The organism is Novosphingobium sp. HR1a (assembly GCF_015594425.1).
GTDB lineage: Bacteria > Pseudomonadota > Alphaproteobacteria > Sphingomonadales > Sphingomonadaceae > Novosphingobium > Novosphingobium resinovorum_A.
Window position 1 is genome coordinate 1 of sequence record NZ_JABXWS010000030.1, and the last position, 16277, is coordinate 16277.

Here is a 16277-nt window from a genome sequence, read left to right on the forward strand (position 1 = left end):
ACCTCGGCTGCCAACGCGCAGGCGAGCATAGCCATCGGCGCGAGCGAGTGGTTCCCGATCTGGACACCCGCCAACTACGCCAATGCCCTGCCGGTGCTGGTGGTGACCGTGCTGACGCTCTGGCTGATCGTGCGTCGGGGCGGGTGCGTCGATCTGGCGGAAATCGCCGTCGTCATCGGCCTTTCGGTGATGACGCTGACGGCCTATCGCTTCGTGCTGTTCTGGGCGGTGGCGATGGTGCCGGTGATCGCCCGCGCTGCCGGAAAGGAGGGCGCGAAACCCGCCCGTTCGGAATGGCTGACGGTGCTGGCTCCGCTCGCGCTCGTCGCTGTGGTCACCCCGCTGCTCGCCCCGACCCGCTTCGCGCCGACCCTGCCGCTGAAAGCGGTGGAGCACTTGCGCAAATTCGGAGTGCGCGGGACGGTCTACGGCGATTTCCCGTTCGGCGGCGTCATCATCGACACCGGCTACCCGGACTGGAAGGTCGCCTACGACGGCCGCTACTACCGCTACGCGCGCGAGGAATGGCAGTACAATGGCGGGATCGAGAACGGCATCGTCCCGCTCGTCGACGTCGTGCACAAGTGGAACCCGGCCGCCTTCGTGCTCGACGATGACCATAATGCGCCGCTCGCCGAGGCACTCGCCCGCAGCCGGGCATGGCAGCGGATCTATGCAGGCGAAGGCATCGTCGTCTACGTGCCGCGCATCATCCGCCGCGCGTCACCGGGATCAGCGCCCCGCTGATCGCCCGCGCCTGTGCCGAGGCGAGGAACACGATCACATCCGCGATCGCCGAGGGCTGCACCCATGTCGCAAAGTCCGCGTCCGGCATGTCGGCGCGGTTGGTCGGCGTGTCGATGGTGCTCGGCAGGATCGCGTTGACGGTGACGGCGGTGCCGGAAAGCTCCTCGGACAGCGCCTCGGTCAGCCGGTGGACGCCCGACTTCGACGCGGTGTAGGCACCCATGCCGGCCGCCGCCTTCCCCGCCGCGCCCGCACCGATGTTGACGATCCGGCCCGCTGCGGAAGCCTTGAGCGCGGGCAGGGCGAGCTTGGTGATCGTCGCGCCGGTCAGCAGGTTCATCGCCTGCATCTTCACCCAGGCATCGATCGAGCCGTCCTCCAGCGTCTCCCAGGTGAAGCCGCCCGCGACGTTGACCAGCACGTCCACCCCGCCATGCGCCGCCGCGACCGTGTCGAGCGCGGCCTGGGTGGAGGCCGCATCGGTCAGGTCGACCCCGCCGATGTCGAGCGCGCCGTCCAGCGGCTCATGCGCGGTCTTCGCGAAGTCCACGCGGGCGACCTTGTCTCCCGCCGCAGCGAAGGCCTGCGCCACTGCCTGCCCCAGAACCCCGAAACCACCGGTGACGATAACCGAGCGCGCCATGATCTAACCCCTGAAATGAATTGTTCGCACAAGTGCTACCCGCGCACCCCGCCAAGGCCAAGGTACGAGGCCATTCCACCGCCCCGCCGATACGAAAAGGGCGCCCCTCCGCATGGAAGGGCGCCCTTTTGCCGATATGTCTCAGCCTCAGAGCTGGCCGAGCATGTGCTCCGCCGAGCTGACCTCGAACGAGCCGGGCGCCTCGACGTTGAGCTGCTCGACCACGCCGTCGTTGACGACCATCGAGTAGCGCTGGCTGCGCGTGCCCATGCCGAAGCCCGAACCGTCCATGGTCAGGTCCACCGCCTTGGCGAAGTCGGCGTTGCCGTCAGCCAGCAGGGTCACGTCCGATGCCTCGGCGGCCTTGCCCCAGGCGCCCATCACGAAGGCGTCGTTGACCGAGGTGCAGACGATCTCGTCGATGCCCTTGGCCTTGAACTCTTCCGCCTTGTCGACGAAGCCGGGCAGGTGCTTGGCCGAGCAGGTCGGGGTGAACGCGCCGGGAACCGCGAAGAACGCGACCTTCTTGCCCGCGAAGTATTCGGAGGACTGCACCGGCTCGGGGCCGCTTTCGCCGACCTTGATGAGCTTTACGTCGGGCAGCGTGTCGCCAACGGAGATGGCCATGGCATTCGTCCTTTCATGACAGCAAAACGGCTTTGCCGCGCAGATATAGGCCGAGCGCCCGGATGGGCAACGCCGCACCTGCGGGAATTTCGATTCGCGCCGTGAGCCGGGCGCCGAGCAAGGCGTGTCGCGGCGGCGTCCGGGGATACGTTCACTCATGCTCTCAAAGGGCGTCCGATGTGGTCATTCGTGATCGTTCAACCGGCCATTTTGCGGGGATTTTCATCGTGAAAATGCGTTAACCGTGGTTCTTCAGATCGCGGTATGCAATCGATGACATTCCCGTTCGGTCAGGCGATTTGCCTGCGGGGAACAGGGCAATGATCAGGATCGGAATCAAGCGGCCGTGGCTGGCCGTGACACTCGCGTGCGGGCTCGGTGCGGCAACACCGGCACTCGCGCAATCGGCAGTACCGGAGGCACCTCATACCGTCGTCGCACCGCCGACGGCTCGCCCGAGCGAGGCGCAGAAGCTGCGCCGCATGGACATCATGCTGATGGTGACCGGCCTGCGATGCCGCACCACGGCGGACGACTTCATGGAGGACTACGGCAAGTTCACCAGCAGCCACATGTCCGAACTCAACGAGGCGAATGCCCAGCTGCGCGCCGAACTCGGCGATGCCGCCGACGCCTCGGGCGGGCCGCTCGACCGCATGAGCGTGGTCATGGCCAACGAGTACGGCGGCGGCCATCCCTGGCTCTCGTGCCACCAGTTGCGCTCGATCACGCAGGGACTCGCCACGGTGCAGGGCCGCGCAACGCTGGTGGAAGTCGCGGGGCAGCTCTTGGAGCGCCAGCCGCCCATCCTCATGGCTCTGGCCATGCGTTGAACAGAACATATAAAGCTATCTTTATATTTGCCTCGCTGATGCGGAGCGGGTAGGGACGCGGCAGTACCGGCGCCGCTCGCGGGTGGTTTTCCGCGCGCGGCGCCGGCGTGACGCAATCTTCAGGAGTCCCACGTGGCCACCACCCCCGACTACGCCATCACCGACATCGGCCTCGCCGACTTCGGCCGCACCGAAATCGCCATCGCCGAGACCGAAATGCCGGGCCTGATGGCGCTGCGCGAGGAATTCGGCGCGTCGCAGCCGCTTAAGGGCGCGCGCATCACCGGTTCGCTGCACATGACGATCCAGACCGCCGTGCTGATCGAGACTCTGGTGGCTCTCGGTGCGGAAGTGCGCTGGGCCACCTGCAACATCTTCTCGACGCAGGACCACGCCGCCGCCGCCATCGCCGCCGCCGGTATCCCGGTCTACGCGATCAAGGGTGAATCGCTGGCCGATTACTGGGACTATGTCGGCAAGATCTTCGACTGGTCGAGCGAGGGCAATCCCGACCTCACCGCCAACCTGATCCTCGACGACGGCGGCGACGCCACGATGTTCGCCCTGTGGGGCGCGCGCGTCGAAGCGGGCGAGACGCTGTTCGAGCCGAGCAATGCCGAGGAAATCGAGTTCGTCCGCGCGCTGAACGCCTTCCTCAAGGCCAAGCCGGGCTACCTGACCGCTTCGGTCAAGGCGATCCAGGGCGTTTCGGAAGAGACCACCACCGGCGTTCACCGCCTCTACCACCTCGCCAAGGACGGCAAGCTGCCGTTCCCCGCGATCAACGTGAACGACAGCGTCACCAAGTCGAAGTTCGACAACCTCTACGGTTGCCGTGAATCGCTGGTCGACGCGATCCGCCGCGCCACCGACGTGATGCTGGCCGGCAAGGTCGCCTGCGTCGCCGGTTTCGGCGACGTCGGCAAGGGCTCGGCCGCTTCGCTGCGCAACGGCGGCGCCCGCGTCCTCGTCACCGAGATCGACCCGATCTGCGCGCTGCAGGCCGCGATGGAGGGCTACGAGGTCGTCACCATGGAGGACGCGGTTTCGCGCGCCGACATCTTCGTGACCGCCACTGGCAACGAAGCCGTCATCACCGGCGAGCACATGGCCGCGATGAAGGACAAGGCGATCGTCTCGAACATCGGCCACTTCGACAGCGAGATCCAGATCTCGGCGCTCGACAACTACGAGTGGAAGGAAGTGAAGCCGGGCACCGACCTCGTGACCTTCCCGGACGGTAAGCAGATCATCGTGCTCGCCAAGGGCCGCCTGGTGAACCTGGGCTGCGCCACCGGCCACCCCAGCTTCGTGATGTCGGCCAGCTTCACCAACCAGACGCTGGCGCAGATCGAACTGTTCACCAAGAACGACGCCTACAAGAACGACGTCTACGTGCTGCCCAAGCACCTCGACGAGAAGGTCGCCGCGCTGCACCTCGAAAAGCTGGGCGTGAAGCTCACCAAGCTTTCGAAGAAGCAGGCCGACTACATCGGCGTGCCGGAAGCGGGTCCGTTCAAGCCGGACCACTACCGCTACTGATCACGGTTTGATGTCGATGCAGAAGGGGGGTCTCTTTAAAGGAGGCGCCCTTTTTGCGTTCCGCAGTCATTCGAGGTGCAAAAGCCTAAATAATGGCTGATCAATTCTTACATATGAATACGGTGAACGGTCCGATGTCATCAAGGCGGACGAGTGACATCGCGCGGGGTAAACAATCTCCCGGCAAACGTTCGGATTGGTCCACCTGGAGGTGCGCCAACGCGAAATCGCGCGCGGCCTCCTGCCGATTGTTCTTTCCCATACGCACAATGGCTTCTCGCAGGTGATTATCCACCGTCGATGGCGAAAGATCGAGTTGCCGGGCGATCTCCTTTGAGGTCATCCCCTGATTTACCAGGGCCAGGCACTGGCTTTGCCGGCGTGTCAGGCCGTTGTAGCCGCGGTTGTTCGTCATTACCCATGGGGTTCCCTTATGATTTTGGGAACATTGGAAATTTTTATCCGTGAGACACAGTGAAGATTTATTAACTGTTCCATCAAAATGAAAATTCTCTTTTGATGATATAGTCTTATTTCGATTGCCTAGTTATTTTGCCTATTCATTTGGGCAGCCGCAGGCTTCGACGCCGTACCATGCTTTCTCCATATTGTGCGTGGCGATCGGCGGATTGGCCATAGCTCCGGAGGGGTAAGGAAAGGCGGGGGCGTCTTCCTGACCTGCTATCCGTGGGAATCCACTTTCCCACCCGCCCTAACCTGTCGCCGATAATTTTCGTGAATGTCACGCATGATGGACGGGAGGGGCTTATGACGGTGTCGTAAACAAGAGGGCGTGAACGTCGATCCGTCGGCCAACCCGCGTATCTACCGCTTTCGCGCCATCCCCCATTGTCAGGGCCATCCGCGCGCATCATAGCCTGTGGCGATGGAATTCTCGCGTTTCCTGCCTCTCCTGATCGGCCTGCTGCTCGGCGCCTGGACGATTGCCGCAGCCTGGGCGGTGCTGTCCGCGCGTTCGCGCCAAAACCGCGCCGAGGCGCAGTTGCGCTCCGCCCGCCGCCTCGGCCGCATGGTCGAGGAATCGCCCGCGCTCCCGTTGCTGGTGCGCACGGACGGCCGGATCGAGGCTTCTCCGCGCCTCGCGCAGTGGCTGGGGCTGGACGAAGTGCCGCAGTTCCTCTCCGAACTGGATGGAAATGATCGCGGCCTGCCCGCCGAGAAACTCGCCGAACTGACCGAGGCCGTTCGCCGCTGCCAGAAGACCGCCGCGCCGTTCCGCATGGCGGTGACGCCGCATGGCTCCAGCCGCAGCCTTGCGCTGCGCGGGCACCTCGCCGACCCGCAAGTCTCGCCCGGCGGCGCCGCACTGGTCTGGGTCTTCGACTTTTCCGACAGCGAGACCGAACTCGTCCGCCTGCGTGACGAAGCCGCCCGCGCGCGCGGTGACTTCCACGCGCTCGTCTCGCTGATCGAGGCCGCGCCGATGCCGATGTGGTTCCGCCGCCCGGATGGCGAACTGCAACTGGTCAACCATGCCTACGTCGCCGCCGTGGGCGCCAAGAACGCAGACGACGTGGTCGTCAAGGGCATCGAACTGATCGAATCGGTCGATGGCCTCGCCCCGGGACAAGTCGCCCGGAAGGCGGCTGAAAAGGGCATCCCGATCGAGCGCATCGTCTCGACCACCATTGATGGCCAGCGCCGCGCCCTGCGCGTCAGCGATTTGCCGCTGGGGGACGACGGCGTCGCGGGCTACGCGGTGGACATCGAGGATCTGGAGGAGATGTCGCGCTCCTTCCGCGCCTTCCGCGAGGCGCAGCGGGCCTTGCTCGACCAGCTTTCCGCGGGCGTGGCGCAGTTCGACGCCAAGCGGCGGCTCGCTTTCGCCAACCAGCCGTTCCAGCGCCTGTTCAAGCTCGACGGGCGTATCCTCGTCGATCCGCCCGCCTTCGAGCGCCTACTCGATGCTGCGCGCGATGCGGGCCGCGTGCCCGAGGTGCGCGACTTCCCAGCATGGCGGCGCGAGAAGGCGGGCTGGTTTTCGGCAGGCTCGACGCAGGAGGAAAGCTGGACGCTCGCGGACGGCACGCACTTGCGCATCGTCGCCCAGCCGGTCCCTGATGGCGGGCTGCTGCTGATCGTCGAGGATCGCACCGAACAGCTGCGCCTTTCCGCCGTGCGCGACACCCTGCTGCGCACCCGCACCGCCACGTTCGACAGCCTGTTCGAATCGGTCGCGGTCTTCGCGCCCGATGGCCGCATGCAGATATGGAACCGCCGTTTCGCCGCCGACTGGGGGCTGGAGAGCGAATTCCTTGACACCCATCCGCATGTGGAAGCGCTGCTCAAGAAGATCGCCTCGCGCCTCAAGCGCCCGGTCGAGGCGGAAACCGTGGGCAACGTCGTGCGCGCCGCGACGCTCGACCGCGCGCAGACGGGCGGGCGCATCGGCCTCGCCGACGGGCGCGTGCTGGAATATGCGGGCGTGCCGCTGCCGGACGGCAATGGCCTGCTCGCGGTGCTCGACATCACCGATTCGATGAAGGCGGAGCAGGCCCTGCGCGAAAGCAATGCCGCGCTGATCGAGGCGGATGCGATCAAGACCCGTTTCCTCGCCAACATGAGCAAGGAACTGCGCACGCCGCTGACCTCGATCGGCGGTTTTGCCGAGATGCTGGACCTCGGCATCGGCGGCGACCTCAACGATTCCGGGCGCGACTATGTCGGCTCGATCATCGAGGCGTCGCAGCAACTGGGTGATCACATCGACAGCCTGCTCGACCTGTCGCAGAGCGAGGCGGGCCTGCTGCCGCTCAAGTTCGAGGAAATCGACCCGATGCCCTTCGTGCGCTCGGTGGTCGAGGAACGGGCAGGGCGGTTGCAGAAGGCGGGCCTCACGCTCGACCTGCAGGCCAAGGGCCTGCTGCGTCCACTGGTGGCCGACCGGCGAAGGCTGGCGCGGGCGCTGGGGCACATCGTCGACAACGCCATCGCCGCCTCGACGCGCGGCGGGCGCATTCTCGTCCAGCTTTCGCGGCGCAAAGCCGGAGAGGGGGATGCGATCCAGATCCTCGTGCAGGACAAGGGAGCCGGAATGGACAGTCGCACGCTCGCCCGCGCGCTCGACGGGATGAAGGTCAGCGCCGACGGCAAGGTGGAGAGCCGCGACGGCCTCGGCCTGCCGCTCGCCCGCCAGTTGGTGGAGGCGCACGGTGGCAGCCTGCGGCTCGAATCGGAGCCGGGCAAGGGCACCAGCGCGCTGATCGAACTGCCATGAGAGGAACATTGGCATGAGATTGCCGCTGCCAGACCTCGCGGCGATGGACGCATGGGGCCGCAAGCTCGCCGATGCGCTGCTCCCCGGCGACGTGATCGCACTGACCGGCGGTCTCGGCGCGGGCAAGACCACGCTGGCGCGCGCGATCATCGCCGGGCTTGGTCATGAGGGCGAAGTGCCGTCACCCAGCTTCGCGATCATCGAGCCTTACGACCCGCCTGCCGTCCGCCTGCCGCTGGTTCACGCCGACTTCTACCGCCTGAACCATCCCGACGAGGCGCAGGAGATCGGCCTCGACGATTACCGCGAGGGCGCGGTGCTCATCGCCGAGTGGCCCGATCACGCGGGCGGCTTCGCACATGAGCCGGGCTGCCTCTCGATCACGCTGGAAGTTGTCGAGGACGGTCGGATCGCCATTGTCGAAGGCGGGGCGGATTGGCTAGGGCGTATACCTGTATGACGCTCGAACACGCGAACTTTCCCGAGGGCCTTGATGCCTTTCTCGCCGCCGCCGGTTGGGGAGGCGCGGCTGTCGAGCCGCTGCCGGGCGATGCCTCGTTCCGCCGCTATTTCCGTATCCGCAGTGTCGATGGCGCCACTGCGATGCTGATGGATGCGCCGCCGCCGCAGGAGGACATCGGCCCGTTCCTGCGCGCCGCGCACTGGCTCGACGACAACGGCCTGCGCCCGCCGCGCATCCTCGCGGAGAAGCCCGACAAGGGCCTCATCCTGATGGAGGACTTCGGCGAGGCGCGCATGCGCGATTATCTCGACCAGTGGCCAGCGGACGAAGCGGCGGTCTACTCCGCCGCGATCGACGCGCTGGCGAAGCTGCACCAGCTGCCCGCCGGGCCGTTCCTCGATTACTCGCTGGCGGAATATATCCGCGAGGTGAAGCTGTTCATCGACTGGTACTGCACCGCGCAGAGCCTCTACGTCGATGCCGCAGGCTTCGTGAGCGCGTGGGAGCAGGCGCTCTCGCCGCTGCTGCCGCGCCAGCGCCCGGGCGTCACGGTGCTGCGCGACTATCATGCCGAGAACATCATGCTGCTCGGCAGCCTCGAGAAGCAGGGCTTGCTCGACTTCCAGGACGCGCTGGTCGGTCATCCGGCCTACGACCTCGTCTCGCTGCTGCAGGATGCCCGGCGCGAAGTTGCGCCCGAGCTGGAGGCGCAGATGTTCGATCGCTACGTGCAGAAGACGGGCACGGACGTCGACACTTTCCTCGCCGATTACGCGCGGCTCGGCGCGCAGCGGAACGCCAAGATCGTCGGCATCTTCGTGCGGCTGTGGCGCCGTGACGGCAAGCCGCGCTACCTCGACCTGATCCCGCGCGTCTGGGCGGCGATGGAGCGCGACCTTGCCCATCCCGCGATGGCGCCGGTCGCGGCATGGTTCGACGCCAACATCCCCGCCGCCTTGCGCGAGGCGAACGGCGGGGAGTTCGCCCGATGAAGCCTCTCGCCAGCGACACCGCGATGGTGCTCGCCGCAGGGCTGGGCAAGCGCATGCGCCCGCTCACCGCCACCCAGCCCAAGCCACTGGTGCGCGTGGCGGGCAAGTCGCTGATCGACCATGCGCTCGACAAGCTCGGCAATGCGGGCGTGACGAAGGCGGTGGTCAATGCGCACTACATGGCCGACGCGCTCGAAGGCCATCTCAAGGTCCGCAAGATCGCGCCTGCCGTCACCCTGTCCGACGAACGCGAACTGTTGCTGGAAACCGGCGGCGGCATGGTCAGGGCGGCCGATCTGCTGCCCGATCCGTTCTTCTGCCTGAACAGCGACAACATCTGGCTCGACGGCCCGCAGGACGTCTTTGCCGAACTCTCGCAGGCCTGGGATGCGGAGCGGATGGACGCGCTGCTGCTGATGGTGCCGCACACCCGCGCGCTCAATTATCGCGGCGAGGGCGACTTCCACCTCGATCCCAATGGTCGCGTCTCGCGCCGCCGTCAGGGGCGGGTGGCGCCGTTCATCTACACCGGCATCCAGCTCGTGTCGAAGCGCCTGCTGCGCGATGCGCCCGAGGGCGCGTTCTCCACCAACATCCTGTGGAGCCGCGCGATCGAGGAAGGTCGCCTCTACGGCATCTCGCATCAGGGCCTGTGGTTCGAAGTGGGCGAGCCCGCCGCCATCAGGCCGACCGAGGAATGGCTGACCCGTGCCTGACCGGACGGGTCCGAAAGTCTACTCCATTGCTGCGCATCGTGGTTTCGCCGACGCTCTCGTCGCCGGGCTCATCCCGCGCTATGCGAAGGATGAGATCGCCCTCGCGCGGCTGACGCTGCTGCTGCCGAGCCGCCGCACGATCCGCACGATGACCGAGGCTTTCGTGCGTCATTCGGGGAGCGGCATGTTGCTGCCGCGCATGGTCGCGGTGGGTGATCTCGATCTCGACGAAGCGCTTGGGCCATTGCTCGATCCGCTGGGCGCGGCGGACATCCCGCCCGCCGCCGACCCGACGCGCCGCTGGCTGCGCCTTGCGCATCATTTGCGTGAGGTGGAGGGCGATGCTGCGGGAACCGGGGCGGCATTGCTGCGCCGCGCCTTCGAGATCGGCCGCACCATGGACCGCCTGCTGGCCGAGGAGATCGCGCCGATCGACCTGATGTCGGAGCGCGTCATCGGCATCGTCGGCGATCTTGCCGGGCACTGGAGCGACAATACCCGCAGCTTCCTGATGGTGCAGCAGCACTGGATCGCCGAGTTGGCCGCGCGCGGGGAGATCGACGCACCGGACCGTCGCAATCGCCTGTTCGACCATGCCGCCGCGCGCTGGCGGGAAGAGCCTCCGCCATATCCAGTCATCGCCGCCGGTGTCACCGGCGCCTCGCCCGCGCTGGCGCGATTGCTGCGCGTGGTCAGCGAGATGCCGCAGGGCCTCGTCGTCCTGCCCGATCTCGATTTGTCGCTCGCCGACGAGGTGTGGGAGGAACTGGGCGTCGCCGGCGCTCCGGCCGAGGTCGGTGAGCCGCCTTTCGCGCGCGGCGATGCGGTGACCCATCCGCAATACCATCTCAAGCTGCTGCTGAACCGGATGGGCATTGCGCGCGGTGAAGTGCAGCCGTGGCACCGCTCCGGCCTTGCCGCCGCGCCGCCCGAGCGCAGCCGCGCGATCTCCAACCTGTTCCTGCCGCCGCGCGCTTCCGCCGCATGGGTCGATCTGCCGCCCGAGCAGCGCCGCCTGAGCGGTGTGCGTCTGATGGAATGCACGCATCCCGGCGAGCAGGCGCAGGCGATCGCCGTGCTCATCCGTGAGGCGCTGGAGACACCCGAGCGCCGCGTCGCGCTCGTTTCGCCCGACCGGGGGCTGGCGGCGCGAGTCGTCAGCCATCTGGAGCGCTGGGGGATCGAGGCGGATGACACCGCCGGTCGCCCGCTGCCGCAGACCGCCGCTGGCCGCCTGCTGCTGCTTCTGGCCGAAGTCGTCGCCGAGCAGGCCGCGCCGGTGCCGCTGATCGCGCTGCTCGTCCATCCGCTGACTGGAGCCGGGCCGGGCCGCCCGCGCTGGTTGGAGAATGCCCGCAAGCTGGACCTCGAATTGCGAGGGCCGCGCCCCGGGGCCGGGCTCGCTCCGCTGGCGGCCAGGGCAGAAGGCGCGAAGCTGGGTGAATGGTGGGCCGGGATCGAGGCGATCCTGACGCCGCTGTTCGCGCTCGGCGAGACGGAGCCGCTGGACCGTCTGCTGGGCCTCATCGCCGCCGCCGCCGAGGCGCTTTGCGGCGAGGCGCTGTGGGGCGGGGCGGACGGCCGCGCGCTCAGCGCCTTCGTGGAGGAACTGCGCGGCGCAGCGGGCGCGGCAGGCACGCTGCTGGACCCGCGCGAGATCAATGCGGTGCTGCGCGATGCGATGGACCGCGTCTCGGTGCGTCCGCCCTGGGGCGGGCATCCGCGCGTCTCGGTCTACGGCCTGCTCGAAGCGCGCATGAGCCGTGCCGATCTGGTCATCTGCGGCGGTCTGGTCGAGGGCGTCTGGCCGGGGACGGCGGCGCAGGATGCGCTGCTGCCGCCCGCCGTGCTGCGTGCTCTGGGCGTGCCCGGCGCGGACTTTCGCATCGGCCTTTCCGCGCACGACCTTGCTGCCGCGCTCGGCGCGCCCGAGGTGGTGCTGAGCTGGGCGCAGCGGGACGAGGGCGGTCCGGTGATCCCCTCACGCTTCGTGCTGCGCGTGCGCGCGATGCTGGGCGACCAGCTGGAACGCCACATCGAGGGCGAGGCCGTGCGCCTCGCCCGCCTGCTCGACGATGCGGCGCCGGTCGCGGCGCATCCGCGCCCGCAGCCGATGCCCTCGGCCGAGCAGCGCAAGGTGGACGTCTCGGTCACCGGGCTCGACCGGCTGCGCGGCGATCCGTACCAGTTCTACGCCAGCGCCATCCTCGGCCTGCGCAGCCTCGACGGTCTGGATGCCGAGCCGAGCGCGGCGTGGAAGGGCGAGGTCGCGCACCTGATCATGGAGCGCTGGCACAAGGCAGGTGAGCCGGCTGGCGGCCTCCATGCCATCGCGCAAGGCGTGCTGACCGAGCAGAACGCCCACCCGCTGATGCGCGTGCTGTGGTGGCCGCGCCTCTCCGCTGCGCTGGAGACGTTCGAGACGATGATCCTCGATGCCAAGGCCACGGGCCGCGAGGTCGTTGCGGTCGAGAAGTGGGGCGACATGCGCCACCGCGACGTGCGCATCCACGGCCGCGCCGACCGCATCGACCTGCGCGAGGACGGCAGCCTTGCCGTGGTCGATTACAAGACCGGCCAGCCGCCGACGGGCAGCCGCGTGCAGGAGGGCTTTGCGCTGCAGTTGGGCCTGATCGCGCTGATCGCGAGGGACGGCGGCTTCGAGGGTGTCGAGGGCGTGGCGGATTCGTTCGAATACTGGTCGATGGCCAAGGGCAAGGACGGCACGATGGGCTACATGTTCGAGCCGGTGCTGGAAGGCCGCAAGAAATCCGGCATCCCGCGCGAGGACTTCCTGCCCGAGACGCTGCGCTACCTCAATGACGCGCTCGACCGCTGGATTCTCGGCGAGGAAGCCTTCACCGCGCGGCTGAACCCGGAACTGGGCAGCTATGCCGACTACGACCAGCTCATGCGGCTGGACGAATGGATCACCTCGCTCGGCAACAGGCCGGAGGGCGCAGCATGAGCGGCCCGGCTACCGTCCATCCGCTTCACGGCAACCAGATGCTGGCGGTCGATCCGCAGGAGACCGTGTGGCTTTCCGCCTCTGCCGGGACGGGCAAGACGCAGGTGTTGTCCTCGCGCGTGCTGCGGCTTTTGCTGCAGCCGGACGTCGATCCCTCGCAGATCCTGTGCCTGACTTTCACCAAGGCTGGCGCGACCGAAATGGCCGCGCGCATCAACGGTACGCTGGCCGAATGGGTGCGGCTCGGCGAGTTCGATCTGCGCGCGCGCCTTGCCGCGATCGGGGCGCTGGCGAGCGACGAGAACCTCGCGCGGGCCCGCACGCTGTTCGCCTCGGTGCTCGACAGTCCGGGCGGCGGGCTGCGGATCGACACGATCCATGCCTTCTCGCAATGGCTGCTGGCGACGTTTCCGCTGGAGGCCGATCTCATTCCCGGCAGCCGCCCGATGGAGGATCGCGAGCGCGACCTTCTGGCGCGGCAGGTACTGGCCGACCTGCTGGTCGATGCGGAGGGTGGAAATCCCGCCTTGCTGCAGGCGGTCGAAAAGCTTTCGCTGCGCCATGGCCCCGATGCGGTGATGGCGTTCCTGCTGCGCTGCGCTTCGGCGCGCGAGGCGTGGTTCGGACCTGGCAGCTGGCAAACGGGCGACATGCGCGGCAACGTGCTGCGGCTGCTGGGCCTGCCGTCCGATGCGGATCAAGCCTCGCTGGCGGCGCGGTGCGAGGATGCGGCGTTCGACGTGCGATCGCTGCGGCACTGCATGGCGGTCAACGCCGAGTGGGGCACCAAGACCGGGCTTGGCGCGGTCGATGCGATCAGCGAATGGCTGCTCGGCAACGGGGCGCAGCGGCTGGACAGCCTCGACGCGCTGGCGAAGGAGTTCCTGACTCAGAAGAACGAGCCCAAGGCCAGCAAGTCGCAGGATAAGCTTGACCCGGGCTATGCGGATTCCGCCGCACGGGTGATTGAGTGCATCCTTGAGATCAGAGCGATGCGTGCGCTACTGGCGCTGGCGGATCGGCTGGTCCCGGCGCTGCGGCTCGGCCGTGCCTTCGCGATGGCCTGGGATGCGGCCAAGCAGCGCGAGGGGCTGATCGACTTCGACGACCAGATCCGCCGCGCCGCCGATCTGCTGGCCAACCAAGCGCAGGCGGACTGGATCCGCTACAAGCTCGATCGCCGGTTCGACCATATCCTCGTCGACGAGGCGCAGGATACCAACGCGGCGCAGTGGGACATCATCTTCGCGATGGCGGGGGAGTTCTGGGCAGGGCTGGGCCAGCACGAAGACCTCATGCGCACGCTGTTCGTCGTGGGCGACTACAAGCAGGCGATCTTCCGCTTCCAGGGCACCAGCCCGGAGAACTTCCGCCGCGCCGCCGAGCGCGTGCGGCGCGAGATGGGGCAGGCGGCACAGAACGCCGAAATGCTGCGCGACAGCTTCGCGCCGCCCGAGTTCCGGGAGTACGGCCTCGACCGCTCGTTCCGCACGGCGCAGACGGTGCTCGACTTCGTGGACCGGGCCATCGCCGGGATCGGCCACGCAAACTTCGGGCTCGACCGTCCCGCCGATCCGCACCAGGGGCAGGAACGACCGGGCTACGTGGCGCTCTGGCATCCGGTCAGCGATGCGGCCGATGCCGAGGACGACGAACTGCCGGACGAGGAAGGCGCTACGCCCGACTGGCTCTCGCGCCCCGACCGCCAGATGGCGGAGCGTATCGCGCTGCAGGTGCGTGACTGGCTGGACGTGCAAGGACCTGGCTTCACTCTGGTCAAGGGCAACCCGCGCCGCGCGCAGGCGGGCGATATCATGGTGCTGGTGCGCCAGAGGAAGGAACTGGCCGGGCTGATCGTCGCGCGGCTCCATGCCGCCGGGGTGCCGGTGGCGGGCGTCGATCGCCTGCGCCTCGGCGCGCCGCTGGCGGTGAAGGATCTCGTCGCGGCGCTGCGCTTCGCGGTGCAGCCGCTGGACGACCTCAACCTTGCGGCGCTGCTGGTCTCGCCGCTGGTCGGGTGGAGCCAGGAGCAGCTTCTGGCCCATGGCTACCGCGAGAGGCACACGCGGCTGTGGGAGCACTTGCGCCGTTCGCGCGAGCCTGAGGTTGCGGCGGTCATGGACCAGTTGGGCGAGGTGCTGAAGCGCGCCGACTATGCGCCGCCGCAGGACTTGCTGCAGTGGCTGCTGGTCGGCCCGTGGCAGGGGCGGCGGCGGCTGGTGGCCCGGCTGGGCTCGGAAGCGAACGATCCGATCGACGAACTGGTCAATGCCGCCAAGGCTTATGCCGTCACTGATACGCCGAGCCTTGCGGGCTTCCTCGCGTGGTTCGACGCGGGCGATGGCGAGTTGAAACGAGAGGCGGACAATGCTGCGGGCCTCGTCCGGGTGATGACGGTGCATGGTTCGAAGGGCCTGCAGGCGCCGATCGTAATTCTCGCCGACGCGACGAGCAACCCGGACAATGCGCGCGAACGGGGCATCGACTTGCCCGATCCCGCCAACGAGGCGCGCGCGATCCCGCTGCCGCCACTCTCGAAGGACGAGAAGCAGGGCCGCATCGCCGCGCGGCTGGACGAGGGCAAGCGGGCGGACGAGCAGGAGCACTGGCGCCTGCTCTACGTAGCGATGACGCGGGCGGAGGAGGCTCTGTTCGTCGGCGGGGCTCTCACCAGCCGCGACAAGGGGGAGCCTAGTCCGAAGAGCTGGTACGCGAGGTTGCGGGCGCTTTTTCCGGCCGAGGCAGAAGTCGGCGATCCAATATGGGGTGCACGCTGCGAGCATGGTCAGCCCGCCGCTCCGGTTCCGGTCAAGGCTGGAAAGCAAGGTGGTGGACCGATGCTCGACCTGCGTGAGCCGCTGCCGCGCTGGCTGGAGCGCGGGCCGCCCGCCGAACCGCGTCCGCCGCGCCCGCTCGCACCATCTTCGCTGGGTGAGGAGGACGCGCCCGATCCGCCGTTCCCGCCCGGTGCCGGCCGCGATGCAGCGCGGCGCGGTACGCTGGTCCACAAGTTGCTCGAACGCCTGCCGGACGTGGCTGCAGCGGTGCGTGAGGATGCCGGGCGAGGGTGGCTGGCCCGCCACGCCGTCGATCTTGCACCGGCGGACCGTGAAGCCCTGCTGGCCAGCGCCCTCACGGTGCTCGGCAATCCGGAGTGGGCGGACCTGTTCGGTCCCGACAGCCTTGCCGAAGTGCCGGTCGCGGCGGTGGTCGGCGGGCAGGTGGTTGCGGGCACGATCGACCGGCTGGTGATCGAGCCGGGCCGCGTGCGTCTGGTCGATTACAAGAGCGCGCGGCGGCCGCCCGATAGCTTGCAGGCGGTGCCGCGCGGCGTGCTGCGCCAGATGGGCGCTTATGCCGCCGCGCTGGAAGCGACCTTCCCGGGGCGGACGGTGGAAGTCGCGCTGCTTTACACGGCCGTCCCGCGCCTGATCGCGGTTTCCGCCGAGGTGCTGGCGGCGCACAAGCCCGTCTTGGAGCCGCGCGAGTAATGCTTTCTCCGCTCCGG

The 16277-nt window shown here is 67.9% G+C and carries 11 protein-coding genes and 1 pseudogene; 9 read left to right on the forward strand and 3 right to left on the reverse strand.

The features are described from left to right. Positions 1–747 (forward strand): annotated as a pseudogene (locus tag HWN72_RS05750) (hypothetical protein); the annotation flags it as partial. On the opposite strand, the gene HWN72_RS05755 reads toward HWN72_RS05750, so the two are convergent. Together HWN72_RS05755 and HWN72_RS05760 are read right to left on the reverse strand one after the other, a co-directional pair. Next, positions 710–1390 carry an SDR family NAD(P)-dependent oxidoreductase gene (locus HWN72_RS05755; RefSeq protein ID WP_069707598.1) on the reverse strand — a complete coding sequence of 227 codons (681 nt, stop codon included), beginning with the start codon at positions 1388–1390 and terminating at the stop codon, positions 710–712. The pseudogene HWN72_RS05750 and the gene HWN72_RS05755 sit on opposite strands and share 38 nt — an antisense overlap. 147 nt (positions 1391–1537) lie before the next feature. Further along, the gene (locus HWN72_RS05760) at positions 1538–2017 is read right to left on the reverse strand and encodes a peroxiredoxin (protein WP_069707599.1); all 480 of its coding nucleotides are present in this window, start codon (positions 2015–2017) and stop codon (positions 1538–1540) included. A gap of 320 nt (positions 2018–2337) precedes the next feature. On the opposite strand from HWN72_RS05760, the gene HWN72_RS05765 reads away from it, so the two are divergent. Together HWN72_RS05765 and ahcY are read left to right on the forward strand one after the other, a co-directional pair. Further along, positions 2338–2850 (forward strand): hypothetical protein, encoded by a 513-nt coding sequence (locus HWN72_RS05765; RefSeq protein ID WP_008829669.1) that lies wholly within the window; start codon positions 2338–2340, stop codon positions 2848–2850. 132 nt (positions 2851–2982) lie between these two features. Then, positions 2983–4392, forward strand: a complete 1410-nt coding sequence (gene ahcY / locus HWN72_RS05770) for an adenosylhomocysteinase (RefSeq protein ID WP_008829668.1) — start codon at positions 2983–2985, stop codon at positions 4390–4392. A gap of 100 nt (positions 4393–4492) precedes the next feature. Here the strand turns inward: ahcY and HWN72_RS05775 are convergent, their stop codons facing one another. Continuing rightward, positions 4493–4807: a helix-turn-helix transcriptional regulator gene (locus HWN72_RS05775; protein ID WP_008829667.1), complete on the reverse strand. Its 315-nt coding sequence runs from the start codon at positions 4805–4807 to the stop codon at positions 4493–4495. Positions 4808–5278: 471 nt separating this feature from the next. Between HWN72_RS05775 and HWN72_RS05780 the strand changes: the two genes are divergently transcribed. Genes HWN72_RS05780 through addA form a run of 6 tightly spaced genes read left to right on the forward strand, consistent with a single transcriptional unit; the run spans position 5279 to position 16260 of the window. Beyond that, entirely contained in the window at positions 5279–7630 is a 2352-nt protein-coding gene (locus HWN72_RS05780) for a PAS domain-containing sensor histidine kinase (protein ID WP_069707600.1), read from the forward strand. 13 nt (positions 7631–7643) lie between these two features. Next, the gene (gene tsaE, locus HWN72_RS05785; protein WP_069707601.1) at positions 7644–8090 is read left to right on the forward strand and encodes a tRNA (adenosine(37)-N6)-threonylcarbamoyltransferase complex ATPase subunit type 1 TsaE; all 447 of its coding nucleotides are present in this window, start codon (positions 7644–7646) and stop codon (positions 8088–8090) included. Beyond that, positions 8087–9085 (forward strand): aminoglycoside phosphotransferase family protein, encoded by a 999-nt coding sequence (locus tag HWN72_RS05790; RefSeq protein WP_069707602.1) that lies wholly within the window; start codon positions 8087–8089, stop codon positions 9083–9085. The genes tsaE and HWN72_RS05790 overlap by 4 nt, the downstream gene beginning before the upstream one ends. After that, positions 9082–9801, forward strand: coding sequence for a nucleotidyltransferase family protein (locus HWN72_RS05795; protein WP_069707603.1), 720 nt, complete (start codon positions 9082–9084; stop codon positions 9799–9801). The genes HWN72_RS05790 and HWN72_RS05795 overlap by 4 nt, the downstream gene beginning before the upstream one ends. Next, positions 9794–12769 (forward strand): PD-(D/E)XK nuclease family protein, encoded by a 2976-nt coding sequence (locus HWN72_RS05800; protein ID WP_069707604.1) that lies wholly within the window; start codon positions 9794–9796, stop codon positions 12767–12769. The genes HWN72_RS05795 and HWN72_RS05800 overlap by 8 nt, the downstream gene beginning before the upstream one ends. Continuing rightward, positions 12766–16260: a double-strand break repair helicase AddA gene (gene addA, locus HWN72_RS05805; RefSeq protein WP_211149965.1), complete on the forward strand. Its 3495-nt coding sequence runs from the start codon at positions 12766–12768 to the stop codon at positions 16258–16260. The genes HWN72_RS05800 and addA overlap by 4 nt, the downstream gene beginning before the upstream one ends. Positions 16261–16277 lie beyond the last annotated feature (17 nt).

What these genes read in the sequence shown, in the direction of transcription:
- HWN72_RS05765 (WP_008829669.1), top strand. Translation starts at nt 2,338, where the DNA reads ATGATCAGGATCGGAATCAAGCGGCCGTGGCTGGCCGTGACACTCGCG.
- addA (WP_211149965.1), top strand. Translation starts at nt 12,766, where the DNA reads ATGAGCGGCCCGGCTACCGTCCATCCGCTTCACGGCAACCAGATGCTG.
- HWN72_RS05795 (WP_069707603.1), top strand. Translation starts at nt 9,082, where the DNA reads ATGAAGCCTCTCGCCAGCGACACCGCGATGGTGCTCGCCGCAGGGCTG.
- HWN72_RS05775 (WP_008829667.1), bottom strand. Translation starts at nt 4,807, where the DNA reads ATGACGAACAACCGCGGCTACAACGGCCTGACACGCCGGCAAAGCCAG.
- HWN72_RS05755 (WP_069707598.1), bottom strand. Translation starts at nt 1,390, where the DNA reads ATGGCGCGCTCGGTTATCGTCACCGGTGGTTTCGGGGTTCTGGGGCAG.
- tsaE (WP_069707601.1), top strand. Translation starts at nt 7,644, where the DNA reads ATGAGATTGCCGCTGCCAGACCTCGCGGCGATGGACGCATGGGGCCGC.
- HWN72_RS05790 (WP_069707602.1), top strand. Translation starts at nt 8,087, where the DNA reads ATGACGCTCGAACACGCGAACTTTCCCGAGGGCCTTGATGCCTTTCTC.
- HWN72_RS05760 (WP_069707599.1), bottom strand. Translation starts at nt 2,017, where the DNA reads ATGGCCATCTCCGTTGGCGACACGCTGCCCGACGTAAAGCTCATCAAG.
- HWN72_RS05780 (WP_069707600.1), top strand. Translation starts at nt 5,279, where the DNA reads ATGGAATTCTCGCGTTTCCTGCCTCTCCTGATCGGCCTGCTGCTCGGC.